General features: G+C 71.8%; 12 protein-coding genes and 1 tRNA gene. 7 read left to right on the forward strand and 6 right to left on the reverse strand.

The window, feature by feature from the left end; genetic code table 11:
* Positions 1–29: 29 nt before the first annotated feature.
* From OG896_RS26365 to OG896_RS26380, 4 genes are all read right to left on the reverse strand, one after another.
* On the reverse strand, positions 30–920 hold the full coding sequence (locus OG896_RS26365; RefSeq protein WP_329369279.1) for an SIS domain-containing protein: 891 nt from the start codon (positions 918–920) through the stop codon (positions 30–32).
* A 716-nt stretch (positions 921–1,636) separates the two neighbouring features.
* On the reverse strand, positions 1,637–2,128 hold the full coding sequence (locus tag OG896_RS26370; RefSeq protein ID WP_328464314.1) for a MarR family transcriptional regulator: 492 nt from the start codon (positions 2,126–2,128) through the stop codon (positions 1,637–1,639).
* Between the two features lie 395 nt (positions 2,129–2,523).
* A complete protein-coding gene (locus OG896_RS26375; protein WP_329374291.1) occupies positions 2,524–3,453 on the reverse strand; it encodes a SigB/SigF/SigG family RNA polymerase sigma factor in 930 nt (309 codons plus the stop codon).
* Between the two features lie 322 nt (positions 3,454–3,775).
* On the reverse strand, positions 3,776–4,591 hold the full coding sequence (locus OG896_RS26380; protein ID WP_329369281.1) for a phytanoyl-CoA dioxygenase family protein: 816 nt from the start codon (positions 4,589–4,591) through the stop codon (positions 3,776–3,778).
* Between the two features lie 112 nt (positions 4,592–4,703).
* Between OG896_RS26380 and OG896_RS26385 the strand changes: the two genes are divergently transcribed.
* Together OG896_RS26385 and OG896_RS26390 are read left to right on the forward strand one after the other, a co-directional pair.
* Positions 4,704–5,630: an AraC family transcriptional regulator gene (locus OG896_RS26385; protein WP_329369283.1), complete on the forward strand. Its 927-nt coding sequence runs from the start codon at positions 4,704–4,706 to the stop codon at positions 5,628–5,630.
* 266 nt (positions 5,631–5,896) lie between these two features.
* On the forward strand, positions 5,897–6,991 hold the full coding sequence (locus OG896_RS26390; RefSeq protein WP_329369284.1) for a phospholipase D-like domain-containing protein: 1,095 nt from the start codon (positions 5,897–5,899) through the stop codon (positions 6,989–6,991).
* 61 nt (positions 6,992–7,052) lie between these two features.
* Here OG896_RS26390 and OG896_RS26395 read toward each other — a convergent pair whose 3' ends face one another.
* Positions 7,053–7,481, reverse strand: a complete 429-nt coding sequence (locus tag OG896_RS26395; protein ID WP_329369285.1) for a hypothetical protein — start codon at positions 7,479–7,481, stop codon at positions 7,053–7,055.
* A 464-nt stretch (positions 7,482–7,945) separates the two neighbouring features.
* Here OG896_RS26395 and OG896_RS26400 point away from each other — a divergent pair, with 464 nt between their 5' ends.
* Positions 7,946–8,740, forward strand: coding sequence for an alpha/beta fold hydrolase (locus OG896_RS26400; protein ID WP_329369287.1), 795 nt, complete (start codon positions 7,946–7,948; stop codon positions 8,738–8,740).
* A gap of 224 nt (positions 8,741–8,964) precedes the next feature.
* Here OG896_RS26400 and OG896_RS26405 read toward each other — a convergent pair.
* A tRNA-Arg gene (locus OG896_RS26405) sits at positions 8,965–9,040 on the reverse strand.
* A gap of 328 nt (positions 9,041–9,368) precedes the next feature.
* Here OG896_RS26405 and OG896_RS26410 point away from each other — a divergent pair.
* From OG896_RS26410 to OG896_RS26425, 4 genes are all read left to right on the forward strand, one after another.
* The gene (locus OG896_RS26410) at positions 9,369–11,009 is read left to right on the forward strand and encodes a dynamin family protein (protein ID WP_329369289.1); all 1,641 of its coding nucleotides are present in this window, start codon (positions 9,369–9,371) and stop codon (positions 11,007–11,009) included.
* Positions 11,010–11,067: 58 nt separating this feature from the next.
* Complete coding sequence (locus tag OG896_RS26415) at positions 11,068–13,011, forward strand: dynamin family protein (protein WP_443057270.1); 1,944 nt, start codon at positions 11,068–11,070, stop codon at positions 13,009–13,011.
* A gap of 125 nt (positions 13,012–13,136) precedes the next feature.
* A complete protein-coding gene (locus OG896_RS26420) occupies positions 13,137–13,571 on the forward strand; it encodes a single-stranded DNA-binding protein (RefSeq protein ID WP_329369291.1) in 435 nt (144 codons plus the stop codon).
* Positions 13,572–13,814: 243 nt separating this feature from the next.
* Entirely contained in the window at positions 13,815–15,242 is a 1,428-nt protein-coding gene (locus tag OG896_RS26425) for a thioester domain-containing protein (RefSeq protein WP_329369293.1), read from the forward strand.
* The last annotated feature ends 59 nt before the right edge of the window (positions 15,243–15,301 follow it).

The following is a 15,301-nucleotide window of genomic DNA, read 5'->3' on the forward strand; positions in this document are numbered from 1 at the left end:
GGTGGAAGGGAGGTGGGTGGTGATGGGACTCACGAGAGGATGACCGAGCGGGTCAGGTTGCGCGGGCGGTCGGGGTCGTAGCCCTTGGCCTCGGCGATCGCGACGGCGAGGCGTTGGGCGCGGATCAGGTCGGCCAGAGGGTCGGCGGCGGGCCGGTGCTCGAGGTGACCGCCGACGGCGGCGACGTTCGCGGCCAGGCCCTCGGGCAGCGGGCCGAAGGACCAGGCGACGCGGCCGGGGCCGGTGATGCTGATCGGACCGTGGCGGTACTCCATGGCCGGGTATGCCTCGGTCCAGGCGCCGGCGGCCTCGCGCATCTTCAGCGCGGCCTCCTGGGCCAGGCCGTAGGTCCAACCGGTGCCGAGGAAGGTGATCTGCTCGGCGGCGAGTGCCTCGGATGCCAGTTCGTCGCTGACGGCGGTGCGGGCATCGGCGATCGCGGTGGTGAGGTCCTCACCGAGGTGGGCGCGGAGCAGGGCCAGCGCGGTGGTGGCGAAGCGGGTCTGCACCACGGACTGCTCGTCGGCGAAGTCGAGGACGACGATCTCGTCGGCGGCCTGCATCACCGGGGTCTTCGGGTCGGCGGTGATGGCGGTGACCGGAGTGGAGCCGAGCAACTGCTCGCAGGCCCTGAGTACTTCGGTGGTCGTGCCGGAGCGGGTGATCGCGAGCACCCGGTCGTAGCTGCGGCCGAGCGGGAACTCGGAAGCGGCGAAGGCGTCGGTCTCGCCGTGCCCGGTGCTCTCGCGCAGGGTGGCGTAGGACTGGGCCATGAACCAGGACGTGCCGCAGCCGATGACCGCGACCCGTTCGCCGTGGGCCGGCAGCTTGCCGGACTGCTCCGGGGCGAGGTCGGCCGCGCGCTGCCAGCAGTCGGGCTGGGTGGTGATCTCGGTGGTGGTCAGGGACGGGGCGGCCATGCGGGCTCCTCGGGCAGGGCGGGGCGCGGTGGTGCGCGGGCGGGTGTCGTGCGCGTACTTCGGTCAGTGTAGATGATTGATTCTGCTTGAAGAGAGGGTGTAATGAACAAGAGTGTGCAGTTCGGTGTTGTCATGCCGACCACGCGGGGATCAAAGGCGGCTCGGCGGGAAGCGGCGGGGGCGGGCCGTGGGCTCCACGGTCGACGGTGGACCGGAGATCGCCTTGCGGCGGTTGGGTCTCCGCCGCGCGGGCGAGGCCGCGTGGCGGCGGTCCGGAACTGGGGAGCCGTCCGACGGATGCTCGGGCGAACGGATGCTGGGGGAGGAGAAGAAGGGCGAACGCGCCTTGTTCCGCGAGTGGTTGGCGGCGGTCGAGCAGCGGTCATCCGATGGCTCGGCCGAGATGAGCTGCTGGGCGCAGCGGCCGCGTGGCATCGCGGAAGGCCATCGTCGTCGGAGGGTGGACGAGGCGCTGCTGCCGGCCAGGTCGGCGAAGATGCCGGCGGGGTGGCGGGGGCAGTCGGGCGATGGTGCGCGGGCGGGGGCGCGGCAGCGCGGCGGCGTGGGTGCCGTGGATCGCCGGTGGGGTGGCGCCGGTGGACGCGAGGGGGATCGGCGGGCCCGGCCGCCCGCGCGACGGCGTTTGTCGAACCGCCGGTGCTGGAAATTGCGGTGCGGGGGCCGGGCCGGGGCTTGGAAGGGGGAGGTGGTGCGCGTCAGCTTTCGGTGAGCTCGTCCGTGGCGATCCGCCCCGCCTTGGCGCTGCGCAGCAGGAAATCGGCTATCAGCGCCAGTTCATCGTCGTCGTACCCCGCGCACACGTCGTCCATGGCGTGGCTGAGGCCGGAGAGGAGGTATGCGATCTCGGCTTCCTTCTCCTTGATCACTTGGACGAGTATCGCCCGGCGGTCGCTCGGGTTGGGGGTGCGGACCACCCACCCGCCGCGTTCCAGCCGGTCCAGCACGCCGGTGAGCGTGGCCGGATGGAGCCCCGCGCGCCGGGCCAGTGCCGTCGGGCCTGTCGGGCCGTGCCGACTGATCAGGTCCAGGCACTCCAGGTCGGCGTCTCGGAGGTCCAGGTGCGCGCCTACCTGGTGGTTGAGTAGCGTGAGCTGCACGTTGAGGTCCCGCACGTGCTCCTTGATGCGGTTCGTCAGCCGTCTGCGTCGCCGGGCTGTCGAAGTCGCCCCGGACAGTGTGGAGTCCATACGCAACGATCCCTCGCATCGTTTGCTTGCTCGCCGGGGTGGCCCATGACCGCCCGCGCGATCGCCCCGGCGGCGAGCGCGATGCCGACAGGTGCTCGAAGCCTGCCGGGGGCAGCTCAGGCGCACACCTTCTCACACCGCTCATTCACGCTCGTAGCCCTTTCGGGCAAACCATGCCCGTTCCTGCTCACCTGAGTTCGGGTTCGCGGGAGGGGAGATGCGCTGGTGAAGAGGAGGGGAAGGGGAGGCGATCGCGACGGTCCGCAGGAACGCTCCTCGTCGGCCGGAACTCGTCCACGGCGCCGGCGGTGCCGAGACGGGCCGGGGTGGCGTTTCCGTCGGAGAGTGGGGCGGTCGCCCTTCGTTCCAGGGCCTGTGAGGGTGGTGCGGGTCGGTCAGGCGGCGTGCCGCTGCGGCGGGGAGTCGGCTTTCGGGGCGGTCGTCCGGTCGTATTCGGTCACACCCCGGTCGGTTTCGCTGCCTCCGGCTTCATCCTCGGCCGCGTCCACGGCCAGCTCGGCTCCGACGACCTCCGCGCGGATCGCAGAACAGGACCGGCTGATCAGTCGTGACACGTGCATCTGGGATATGCCGAGCTGGTCGGCGATCATGCTCTGGGTCATTCCGCGGAAGAAGCGGAGGTAGAGGATGTGACGCTCGCGTTCGGGCAGGCGGCACAGCTGCGGCTTGACCGCCTCGCGGTCGAGGACGACGTCGAGCGCGGGGTCCGGGGCGCCCAGCGTGTCGGCCAGTGACATGGGCCCGTTGTCCATCGGCTGCCGGCACTGCGCGTCCAGCGACAGCGAGCTGAAGCTCTCCAGTGCCTCCAGGCCGGCGGCGGCTTCCTGTTCGGTGAGGTCGGCGTGCTCGGCGATCTCGGCCGCGGTGGGTTCCCGGCCCGGTCGGCTCTGCGCCAGTTCCTGGTGCGCGGCCCGCACCCGGGCCCGTAGTGCCTGCACCCGGCGCGGTACGTGCACCGACCACATGCAGTCGCGGAAGTGCCGCTTGATCTCGCCGTCTATGGTCGGCACCGCGTAGCTCTCGAAGGCGGTGCCGCGCGCCGGGTCGTACCGGCTCACGGCCTTGACCAGGCCGAGTGCGGCCACCTGCCGCAGGTCGTCCAGCGACTCGCCGCGGTTGCGGTAACGGCCGGCCAGGCGGTGTGCCATCGGCAGCCAGTCCGTGGCGATCTCCTGGCGCAGCCGTTCCTTGGACGCGCCGTCCGGCAGCCGGGCGAGGCGGCGGAACGCCTCGGCGGTGTCGGGGGCGTCGTCGTGCGGATGCCTGCCGCGCGGGGAAGCGGGTGTGTGCGCGGGTGTGGGCATGGACGCGGGGGTGGAAGCGGAGACGGAAGGGGACATCGATCACCAGCTCCTCGCACTACGACCCCGCGGGGCTACGGTCGGTCACCGCCGGGGAGGGGGCCGAATGGGGTGTGCCCGGTCACCGATCCGACAAACCACCGTAAATAGGTCAAATAATCCAATCGTGTACAAATTGGCGTTTCGTGGCTTCGTTGCGCCCCATCCCGAACGGCGCCCCTGTCCGCCCCTGACCGGGTGCCTTCCGGAACCGGCGCCGCACCCGGCGGCCCGGGCGGCTACCGCCCCTGTGTCCCGCAGCCCCGCGGGGCGGCCGAGCCTCGGCTCAGCCGTAGAGCACCGGGTTCAGCGGTGACCCAGGCACGCCGCCCACCTTCGTGCCCGGCAGCCACATGGCCAGGTCGGATCGCTGGAAGTCGTTCGTCGGCTCGGCCACGGTGATGTCGGCGGCCATGTAGATCACGGTCATCACCCGACGGGCGATCGCGGAGCGGTTCGGGGCGGCCCGGTGGAAGGTCCAGCCGCCGTGGAAGCTGGCGTCGCCGAGGCGGTAGGGCGTTTCCTCCACCGGGAAGTCCTGCGTGGCGAGTGCCTGCCGCAGCGCGCGTTCGGAGTCGTCGCTGATCGGCAGGTCGCGGCCGAACGCGAAGCGGTGACTGCCCGCCGCGAACGACAGCGGACCCATCTCGGCGGGCGTCTCCTGGAGCGGCAGCCACACGGTCACCGTCCGGTCGCTCGACAGCGGCCAGTAGTACTGGTCGGCGTGCCACGGGGTGATGCCGCCGCCGGGCTCCTTGTACAGCGCCTGGTCGTGGTAGAGGCGTACCGACGGAACGCCGAGCAGTGCGGCGGCGATGCCGGCCAGTCGCCGCGAGAAGACCAGCTCGCGTACCTTCGCGCTGTGCTGCCACAAGTTGGTGACCTGGAGGAACGCCTTGCCGTACGTGTCGCGTTCGGCCAGCGGCAGGTGCTGGGTGTTCAACTCCACTACCTTGGCGGTGATTTCCGGTTCATATGCCTCGACGGTGCTGGCGGCAAACGCGCCGGACAGCTTGGCGAAGCCCTCCTCGTGGAACCGCCGGACCGCGGCCGGTTCGATGGCGTACGGAGTGCTCAGGTCTTCCTCGGGCGTCGGCGTCATGCGGCAAGGCTCCCGTCCGGCGCCTGACCGGGCCACGCCTGAGATGGCCGGTTCTGGTACTTTCCTGCCCGCCGGATGTCCCGATGCACGCCGACAAGGGCATGTGAGTAGCATGCGCGCGGTATTCGAGTACGTCGTCCCCACCGCACCCCTGAGCTGGAAGCTCTTCGCGCGCCGCGAAGCCCGCTTCGACTTCCAGTGGCACTTCCACCACGAGTACGAGTTGACGCTGATCGTGCGCGGCAACGGCACCCGCATCGTCGGTGACTGCGTACAGCCTTACGGGCCGGGCGACTTGACGCTGATCGGCCCGGAGATGCCGCATACGTACGTCTCGACGCCCGGGCAGGTCGGGCGGGTCGGACCGGTCGGGCCGGTCGGGCAGGAGGCGGTCGTCGCGCAGTTCCGGCGGGACTTCCTCGGGCCCGACCTCTTCGACCGCCCCGAGTTCGCCGATGTGGCGCGGTTGCTCGAACGGGCCGCCCGCGGGCTCCACTTCCCGTCGCGATCGGCCGCGCCGGCCGAGCGGGTGGAGCCGGCCGGGCCTGGCGGGCGGACCGAACCGTTCGATCCCACTGGTCTCACCGCCCTGCCCACCCTCCCGCCACCAGAGCGCACCCTCGCGCTGCTTCGCCTCCTCGTCGACCTGTCCACCCGCGAGCCGGCGATCCCGCTGGCCGGCGCCCGGCACGTGCCCGCCCTCAATCGCGCCTCGGGCGACCGTGTCGACGCGATCGTGCGGCTGCTGCACGCGTGCTACACCCGCCCGATCGGCCTGGACGAGATCGCCGGGGCCGCCCACATGTCACCCACGTCGGTGAGCCGCTTCTTCCGCCGCACCACCGGCATGACCCTCACCGACTACCTCAACCGCCTGCGGATCGAGGTGGCCTGCCATCTGCTGCGCGACACCGACCGGCGGATCGCCGACATCGCCGCTGACTGCGGCTACGCCAACCTCGCCAACTTCAACCGCAGGTTCCGCCAGTTCAAGGGGCTGCCGCCGCGGGAGTACCGCGCCGGGTTCCGCACGCCGTAGCGCGTCGGCCCCGGGGGCGTATCCGGATCACTCCGGAACCGGGGCCCAACGCCCCTGCCGACGGGACGACTTCGGCGCAGACTGGGCGCAGCGGTACGGGGCCGCGACGTGAGCCGGGGCGGCGGCGGAGATGGCGTCAGGGGCGGAGCCGGGGCGACGAACTTTGCCAAGCCGAGTCCAGGATTTCGCCTGGGCTGTGGTGATCACCGCGAGGACTCGTGATGTCCTGTACATGTCATATCGGACAACCCCCACGCGAGGTGCGCATGTCCCGCCCGCACATCCGTCCCGCCTGCCTGCTCGCGGCCGCCGCCCTGGTCGCGGGAGCGGCCGGCGCCGACGGCACGGCAGGAACCGCCGGAGCCGCCACGACCGGAGCCGCCACGAACCGGGCCGGCGCGACCGGAGCCGCCACGACGACAGCGGCCGCCGGACCGGCCGCCGCCAGCCCCTCGGCGGTCACGTACACCCTGGTCACCGAGCCGTCCGCCGGTTACGGCGCCATCTACGACCTGATCGGCTCGGCGACGACCAGCATCGACCTCACGATGTACGAACTGACCGACACCACCGCCGAGCACGACCTCGCCGCGGCCGCGGCCCGCGGGGTGACGGTCCGGGTGATCCTCGACCAGAACCTGGAGAAGTCCAACAACACCGCGGCGTACACCTATCTCAACGCCAACGGCGTGCCGACCCACTGGGCCTCCACCAGCTACGCCGCCACCCACCAGAAGACCCTCACGGTCGACGACGCCACCACCGCCATCATGAGCGGCAACCTGACCAGCCAGTACTACTCCACCAGCCGCGACTTCGCCGTCATCGAGAACAACTCCCTCGACGTCAAGGCGATCGAGAAGGTCTTCGAGGCCGACTACGCGGGCACCGCGATCACCCCCACCGACGGCGACCACCTGGTGTGGAGCCCCACCGACGCCCAGTCGAAGATCCTGGCGATCATCAACGGCGCCACCACCAGCCTGTCGGTGGAGAACGAGGAGATGGGCTACGCCACCGTCGTCACCGCGCTGGAGAACGCCGCCAAGCGCGGCGTGAACGTCGAGGTCACCATGACCAACGACGACAACGAGTACGCCGACGAGTTCGACGCCCTCACCGCGGCCGGCGTCCACGTCCGCACCTACGCCTACACCGCGTCCCTCTACATCCATGCCAAGGCGATCGTCGCCGACTACGGCACCAGCGCCGCCACCGTCGACGTCGGCTCCCAGAACTTCTCCAGCGCCTCCCTCAACAAGAACCGCGAACTCGGCTTCATCACCACGTCCGCACCGATCATCTCCGGTATCAACACGGCACTCGCCTCCGACTACGCCGGCGGCACCGCCTGGTCCTGACCCCCGCGGGGACGCACCCGGCCCGCCCTTCCGCAGTGACCGTGGCCCCGCGGCCCCGGGATCACCGGGAGGGAGGGCCGGCCGGCGCCTGGTTCCGGCCGCTGGTCGGTGCGTGGATCAGGCCGTCTGGCCGGCGCGTTGGCGGTCGCGGACGCGGGAGCCGAGACGGTTGGCGACGAAGGGGCAGATGATCCAGAGCACCCATCCGTAGGTGGTCGCGAAGAAGACCGGGATCGAGAGGGGCGAACCCGATGATGACGCAGTGCAGGTCGCGGCCGTCGCCCGGGCCGGAGGGTGCCTGGGCGCCTCCTATGCGCAGGTGCTGCTCGGTCAGGCGGCAGGTCGCCGCGAGCAGCGCGAGGCCGGCGATCACCTGCAGGAGTGCGTAGAACCCGAAGCGCAGGGCGTGCGTGGCGACACTGTCGTGATCCTCCGTGGTGAGCATCTTGGTCGCGAGCGGGTTCAGGACGATCATCAGCAGCCAGAGCATGTTGATCGACCGCAGCGGCGCGTCGACGGGGCGACGGCGCGGTGGACGTGGTGGTGCCGGCCCCACGACGCCGAGATGACGGCGAAGCTGATAAGGAACGCCAGGTAGTGGCCGTCGTTCGACTGCCCGTGAGCGCCGCGCGGTCGACCTCACCCGCCACCGGAGTCGGACGGCCCCGAGCCGCGGGGGAACCGTCGGTTCCGGAACGCGGCGGTGGCATCGGACCTACGGGCGATCGGGCGTCAATCGGCCTGTGTACGGGGCGAGTTGTGCGGTGGCCCCTGATCCGAGCTGAGCCGGTGAACGCTCTTGCGCACGGAGCGACTTGGGTCTGCGGGAGAATTCCCCCGACGACTCGCCGCAGCCGGGACCGGGCCGGGCCGGGGCCGTTCCGGTCCGGTCCGGGATCGGACGGGCGCCGGAGCGGGACCGGACCGCGAACGGACTGGACAGGAGCTGACGCGATGGCCACCGCCGACCTTGACGGAGTCGCCCTCCACTACGAGGTGAGGGGCACGGGACCGCGACTGCTGTTCCTCAACGGGTCCGGCGGGACGCTCGCCGAGGCGGCGCCCCTGATCATCCCCCTGACCAGCCACTTCGAGGTGGCCGCCTTCGACCAGCGAGGCATGGGCCGGTCGGCGCCCGCCGCCGGGCCGTACGGCATGGCCGACCTCGGTGCGGACGCGGCGGCGCTCGCCGACCACCTCGGCTGGCCGACGTTCCGGCTGCTCGGCTTCAGCTTCGGCGGGATGGTCGCCCAGGAACTTGCCGTCACCCGACCGGGCCGGGTCGAGCGACTGGCGCTGCTGTGCACTTCGTCCGGCGGCCGCGGCGGCTCCTCCTTCCCGCTGCACACGCTGGGCCAACTCCTCCCGGGCGAGCGGGAGACCCGGTACGCGCGCCTCCTCGACACCCGCTTCACCGCCGAATGGCTGGCCGGCCACCCTGGCGACCGCGCTCTGGTCGCCCCGATGCGCGGTCGGCTGACGTCGGACAAGCCGGACCGGATACGGCGGGGCGAGGACTTCCAGTTGCGTGCCCGGGCGGATCACGACGTGTACGACCGGCTCGCGGCGGTCACCTGCCCGACGCTGGTCGCCGCCGGTCGCTACGACGGCATCGCGCCGGTCGCCAACAGCGAGGCCATCGCCCGGGCCGTTCCTGACGCCGAACTGCGGCTTTTCGACGGCGGGCACCTCTTCCCGTTCCAGGACCCCACCGCGCTGCCGGCGATCGTCGACTTCCTCTCCCGGTGACCGTCCGCCGGAGTGGGGACGCCCGCGTCACCGCCGCCGACATCGTGAGCCGGCGGCCGCACGGGCGGCATGATCCGGGAGGTAGCCGGAGCAACCGAGGCAACAGCCGCCGCAGGGGCTGAAACCAGCCATCCGCGGCAACGATTCACCGGAGTCCACACCCCCGCAAAAGCGAAAAAGAAGGATAAGGTGACCGCTGGTGGCCGCCCCTCGGTCCTTCCGTGTGGTGCCCCCGGCAGGACTCGAACCTGCGGCCAAGTGCTTAGAAGGCACCTGCTCTATCCACTGAGCTACGGGGGCCGGACAGTGGCCGCGGCTGTCTCCGCCCCTGGGTGGTTCCGTGACCTCGTACCGGGGTCAAGGATAGGGCGACAGATACCCGCTGCCGCGTGCTTCACCCGCGTGACACGTTGTGGAGGTTCGGTGAAGCGGTCCGATAATCCCAGGTGGCCGCGGAAGCCGCATCGCTTTTGACGGGTCGAAATGCTGCTGTTGTGCACTCGTTATGCCGGTGGCTCATTCCGCCCCCTGGCTCCCGTGCGTCCCATCGGGGTCTCGTAAGACGTGAATAGGGCAAATCGTCTCGAATAGGCTTCGAAATCACGCCAATGTGGGGCATTGTGCCATTGTGGTGATCTTGGACGTACGGCCCGAGCTGCTCGATGCGCTGTCCGCACTGCGTGACGGTGTCGACGCCGCACGCTTCCCCTTCCCACTGCCCGGGGCCGCCCGGGCCCGCCGAGCCCGTCAGGAACTGCTGACCCAGCTCGACGACTACCTCGTCCCCCGACTCAAGGCACCGGAAGCACCGCTCCTGGCGGTCATCGGCGGCTCCACGGGCGCCGGGAAGTCCACCTTGGTCAACTCGCTGGTCGGCCGCCGCGTCAGCCCCTCAGGAGTGCTGCGGCCCACCACCCGCACCCCGGTGCTGGTCTGCCATCCCGAGGACCGGGCGTGGTTCGCGGACCCGAGGGTGCTCCCGGGACTGACCCGCATCTGGTCAGTGCGCCAGCGCTCCCGCGCGGACGAGGACGGCCAGGACCGCTCCGACGCCGAGCGCCACGGGTCCGAGCGGGCCGAACTCCGCCTGGAGGCCGACGACTCCCTGCCCCGCGGCCTCGCCCTCCTCGACGCCCCCGACATCGACTCCCTGGTCAGCCACAACCGCGAACTCGCCGCCGAACTCATCTGCGCCGCCGACATCTGGATTCTCGTCACCACCGCCTCCCGCTACGCCGACGCCCTCCCCTGGCACCTGCTGCGCGCCGCCAAGGAGTACGACGTCACCCTCGCCACCGTCCTCGACCGGGTGCCGCACCAGGTCGCCGACGACATCAGCCGCCACTACGCCGCTCTGCTCACCAAGGCCGGCCTTGGCGACGTGCCCCGCTTCACCGTCCCCGAACTGCCCGAGTCCGCCGCCGGAGCCGGGCTGCTGCCGCAGACCACCGTCGCCGCGCTGCGCGCCTGGCTGGCACACTGCGCCGAGGACCCGGCCGCCCGGCAGCACGCCGCCCGCCGGACCGCCGTCGGCACCCTCGACTCGCTGCGCGGCCGTCTGCCCGCCCTGGCCGCGGCCTCGGCCGCCCAGCACGCCGCCGCACAGCGGCTGACCCGCGCCGCCGAGGACGCCTACGAACAGGCCGCGGCCCGCGCCGCCGCCGCCGTCGAGGCCGGCAGCCTCTTGGCCGGAGAGGCGCTCGCGTACTGGCAGGGCTATCCGGCCTGCGGCCCCGACGCGCTGCAGCGCGCCCTGGCCGAGGAACTGGCCGCCTTGCTGCGCACCGAGACCGACGCGGCCGACGACCGTGTCGCCGAGGCGTGGCGGCATGAGCCGGCAGGTGCCGCCCTGCTCGACGAACCCACCGCTCGCCCCGACCGCGACCGGGTCGCCGTCGCGGCCCGCATCGACAACGGCGTACGCCGCTGGAGGCGCGGCCTGACGGACCTCGCCTACGCCGAAGCCCGGGCGTCCCGCTCCGCCGACCGGCCGGCCGCCGACCCGGAGGACGTCGCCACCCTCCTGGCCACGGTGCTGCTCGGCGGCAGGTCCGGCCGGCCCGCGGGCGAACGGCTGGCCGAAACGCTCGGTGCCCAGGCCGCCGTCCGGCTGCGCGACGCCGCCCGTGCCCTGCTCGACGACGCTGTCGCCGGGCTGCTGTCCCGTGAACGCGAACGCCGGCTCGCCCCCGTGGACGGCTACGACGTCACCGCCGGTCAGCAGTCCGCCCTGATCGCCGCTCTGTCCGTACTACAGAAGGAGAGGTGACCCGGTGGCCACCAGCCCCTCGGCCCTGGACGGCCCGAACGCATCCGCCGAGCCGTCGGTGGTCGACCCGCTGACCGTACGGGTCGAAGCGCTCGGCGAGCTGCTCGGCCTGTCCAGGACCCGGATCAGTCCGGATGAGCTGGCCGAGAGCAGCGAACTGCTCGCGCGGGTCGGTGAGCGGCGGCGGCTGTCACTCGACCACACCGTGGTGGCCATGGCCGGGGCGACCGGCAGCGGAAAGTCCACGCTCTTCAACGCGCTGACCGGGCTCGAATTGTCCGCCACGGGTGTGCGCAGGCCCACCACCTCACGACCGGTGGCCTGCGCGTGGCAGCCGGAGCGGGCGGCCGGGCTGCTGGACCGGCTGGGCGTGGCCCCGCAGGACCGCTACGCCCGCTACGGGTTGCGGGACATGTCAGCCCCCGTGCCCGCGGAGACGGGGGCGGAAAGGGAACTGGAGGCACGGCCGCAAGGGCGCCCGGAGCGGCAGGAGCACGTACTGCCGTGCCTGCCCGGTCAGTCCGGCGCACCCGATGGCGCTTCCCACTGTTCAGTTGGCGACGGCGCCGAGGCCGGCCGGGACCTCGGCGACGTCAAGGAGCAGAGCCTCGACGGGCTGGTGCTGATCGACCTCCCCGACCACGACTCCGCCGCCACCGGCCACCGCGAGCAGGTGGACCGCCTGCTGCGGCTGGTGGACGTCGTCGTCTGGGTGCTGGACCCGGAGAAGTACGCCGACGCGGCACTGCACGAGCGCTATCTGCGGCCGCTGGCGGGGCACGCCGATGTCACCGTGCTGGTGCTGAACCAGGTCGACCGCCTCCCGGGGGACACGGCCGACCTCGTCCTCGACGACCTGCGGCGACTGCTCGACGAGGACGGGCTGGCGGTCGGCGAGCACGGCGAGGCGGGTGCCGTCGTGCTCGCCGCCTCCGCACTCACCGGGCAGGGCGTGCCGGACCTGCGCGCCGTGCTGGCCCAGATCGTCTCCGAACGCGCCGCTGCGGGGCGGCGGCTGGCGGCGGACATGGACCGCATGGCGAGCGGACTCCAGCCGCTCTACGTCGGCGAGGGCGGCGCCGGGCTCACCGATCCGGCGCGCGAGGAGTTCGTCGACCGGCTCGCGGACGCGGTGGGAGCGGCCGGTGCCGGTCAGTCGGCGGAGAAGGAATGGTCGAGTGCCGCGTGGGACGCCTGCGGCACGCCGTGGAGTCGGCTGTTGGGAGAACGGGCCGGCTCCGCGGGCTGTTCCCGTTTCGTCCGCAAAATGACCGGTTCACTCGGTCGGCGTACAAATGGGCCGCGGTGGGCCGAGGTTCGGCCGCCCGCGCAGCTCGCGAAGGAGCAGAGCGGTCCGTCCGGGCTGCGGCCGACGGCCTCCCGGCCGGTGATCGACGAGGCGGTGCGCGGACTTTCCGCCGACGCGGCCCGCGGACTGCCGGTGCCGTGGGCGAGAGCGGTGCGGGACGCGGCGCGGCGCGGCGGGGAAGGACTTCCGGCGGCACTCGACGCCGCGGCGGTCCGGGCCCGGCCGCGTACGCCGGAACGGCCCGGCTGGTGGTCGGTGGCCGCGGCCGTCCAGTGGCTGCTGATGGCTCTCGCGCTGGCCGGAGTGGTCTGCCTGAGCGCGGTCGGATCGGGCTCTCTGGACATGTCGTGGTGGCCGCCGCTCGTCACGGTCGCGGTGGGCGGGGTCGGCGGTCCGCTGGTCTCCGGGACGTGTCGGATCGCCGCGCGGGGACCGGCCAGAAGGTACGGACAGGCCGCCGAGCGGCGGCTGCGGGACGCGGCGGCGGACTGCGGCCGGGCCCGCGTGCTCGAACCGGTCGCGGCCGAGCTGATGCGCTACCGCGAGGTCCGCGAGCAGTACGCGGTCGTGGCCGGCTCCGCGCCGGCGTCCGCCCGGCTCCTGCCGGCGGGCAGGCCGTCGGATCGGCGGACCGGCGGGGTGCCGGCGCCGGCCGGAAACCGCGGGGATCGCCTGTCTCACTCGTCCGAGTGACGAAGTTATCCACATACGGCGAGTTATCCACAGTTTCCGGATCTTTTTTCCTCGGTCGTCCGATTTCGCGCACGATGGTCTTGTCGCGTTCCGCAGGGGAGCGCGGCGGACGAAAGGAACGCGCGATGAACGAGACCTTGGTGACTGTCGTGGGAAATGTGGCGACCGAGCCCGAGAGCCAGGTGACGGCCACCGGCCTGATCGTCACCCGATTTCGGCTGGCCACCACCACGCGCCGCTGGGACGCCGAGCGCGGAGCGTGGACCGACGGCGCGACGAGCTTCTACACCGTGCGCGCGTGGCGGAACCTCGGGAGCAACGTGAAGGAGTCGGTCTGTCTCGGTGAACCACTGCTCGTGCAGGGCAGGTTGCGGATCAGGCAGGACGAGAAGGACGGCCGGCGCTACCTCGCGGCGGAACTGGAGGCGGTGGCGATCGGACACGATCTGGCCCGCGGCGTGGCCCGGTTCAGCCGTTCCGGCGGGGGTGGCGGGGTGAGCGCGGCCGCACGGGCGGAAGCGCGCGCGCCGGAACCGGAGTTGACAGCGGCCGGGCCCTGAGTGGCTGCCGCGTGAATGCGCCCCGGCATTTCTGGCGTGAATTGCGTCAATGATTTATCGACAATGACGGAAACATGTCCGTGGTCGCGTAACGATTGAGATTCGAATGCCGCTCAGGCTGCTCTCGGCTGTGGTCATGCCATCTGCGGTTCCTAGGATTTCGGCGTTCGTATGCACGGGGGCTCGGCACAGGCGGGGCCAACCCTCATCACGACCAGGCGCCCCGCCCGGAGGGGAAAACTCATGTCCAAGACCTACAGGCGGGGCGCAGCCCGTCTCGCGGCGGCCGGCGTCACCGCCGGCCTGCTCGCGGTCGGCGCCTTCGCCGGAGCGACCACGGCCGGCGCCGACAGCGGCACCGGCTCGGCCGGCGACACCGCGTCGTCCGGTGGCGCGACCGGCACACTCGGCGATCTCGTGCCGGGTATGTACGGTGGCGCGACCGTCACCAGCAAGGACGGCAAGCCCGCGGCGGAGCAAGCCGGGCTGTTCAAGCTGAGCCTCAGCGACGGCACGACCGTCTACACCTACTGCATCGACCTCTACAACGGCGCCGACACCAGCGGCAAAGCCGCCTACCACGAGGTCCCCTGGAGCGCGACGTCCCTGACCCAGCAGGGCCGGGACAAGGACGTGGCCGGGAAGATCACCTGGATACTCCAGCACTCCTTCCCGCAGGTCAACGACCTCGACGCGCTGGCCAAGACGGCGGGATCGGGGTCGCTGACCAAGGAGACCGCCGCGGCCGGCACCCAGGTGGCGATCTGGCGGCTCTCCGACGACCCGAAGGCGGCCGCGGACGATCCGGCGGCGGAGAAGCTGGCGGACTACCTCGACCAGTCCGCGCAGGCCGTAGCGGAGCCGTCGCCGTCGCTGGAGCTCACTCCGTCCTCGGTGTCCGGCAAGTCCGGCGGGCGGATCGGCCCGGTGACCGCGCACACCAGCGCGAGCGGGGCCCAGGCGGTGCTGGCCTCCGACGCGCCCGCCGGCGTGAAGCTGGTGGACGGTGACGGCAAGCCGGTCACGTCGGTCTCGGACGGCAGCCAGCTCTACTTCGACGTGCCCGCGGGCACCAAGGAGGGCGGCACGTCGGTGACGGTGTCGGCGACCACGAGCGTGCCGGTCGGCCGCGCCTTCGCGGGCACCAACTCGAAGGACGGCGGGTCGAGCCAGACCATGATCCTGGCCGGCACCAGCCAGACCGAGATCAAGGCCACGGCAGCGGCCACGTGGGCGGACCAGGGCCCGATACCGGCGCTGACCGCGCAGGTGAACTGTGCCAAGTCCGGTGTGGACGTCAGCGCCACCAACAAGGGCGACGAAGCCTTCACCTTCACCCTGGAGGGGAAGACCTACACCATCGCCCCCGGCAAGTCGCAGACGATCACCGTCCCCGTCGCCGAGGACCAGGGCTACAAGATCGACATCGCGCTGCCCGACAAGTCGGTGAAGACCTTCAAGGGCGTGCTGGACTGCAAGGCGGCCACGCCGCCCCCGACCCTGCCGGCCAACCAGCCGAGCCCGGCGTCCGGGACCGGCAACCTTGCCGAGACCGGTAGCAGCAACTCCACCCCGCTGATCGCGGGCATAGCGGTCGCCCTCGTGGTGGTCGGTGGGGGAGCGGTCTTCTTCTTCCGCCGCAGCGCCAAGAAGAACTCCGCCACCTCGTAGGACCGTAGCCGGGGAACGGCAGCCGGACGGGCGGTCCCACCCGTCCGTCCGGCTCCGGG

The sequence above is a fragment of the Streptomyces sp. NBC_00669 genome (genome assembly GCF_036226785.1).
GTDB lineage: Bacteria > Actinomycetota > Actinomycetes > Streptomycetales > Streptomycetaceae > Actinacidiphila.

Coding starts and splice junctions, on each gene's coding strand:
- OG896_RS26365 (WP_329369279.1), bottom strand. CDS start 920: ATGGCCGCCCCGTCCCTGACCACCACCGAGATCACCACCCAGCCCGAC.
- OG896_RS26370 (WP_328464314.1), bottom strand. CDS start 2,128: ATGGACTCCACACTGTCCGGGGCGACTTCGACAGCCCGGCGACGCAGA.
- OG896_RS26375 (WP_329374291.1), bottom strand. CDS start 3,453: ATGCCCACACCCGCGCACACACCCGCTTCCCCGCGCGGCAGGCATCCG.
- OG896_RS26380 (WP_329369281.1), bottom strand. CDS start 4,591: ATGACGCCGACGCCCGAGGAAGACCTGAGCACTCCGTACGCCATCGAA.
- OG896_RS26385 (WP_329369283.1), top strand. CDS start 4,704: ATGCGCGCGGTATTCGAGTACGTCGTCCCCACCGCACCCCTGAGCTGG.
- OG896_RS26390 (WP_329369284.1), top strand. CDS start 5,897: ATGTCCCGCCCGCACATCCGTCCCGCCTGCCTGCTCGCGGCCGCCGCC.
- OG896_RS26395 (WP_329369285.1), bottom strand. CDS start 7,481: ATGCTCTGGCTGCTGATGATCGTCCTGAACCCGCTCGCGACCAAGATG.
- OG896_RS26400 (WP_329369287.1), top strand. CDS start 7,946: ATGGCCACCGCCGACCTTGACGGAGTCGCCCTCCACTACGAGGTGAGG.
- OG896_RS26420 (WP_329369291.1), top strand. CDS start 13,137: ATGAACGAGACCTTGGTGACTGTCGTGGGAAATGTGGCGACCGAGCCC.
- OG896_RS26425 (WP_329369293.1), top strand. CDS start 13,815: ATGTCCAAGACCTACAGGCGGGGCGCAGCCCGTCTCGCGGCGGCCGGC.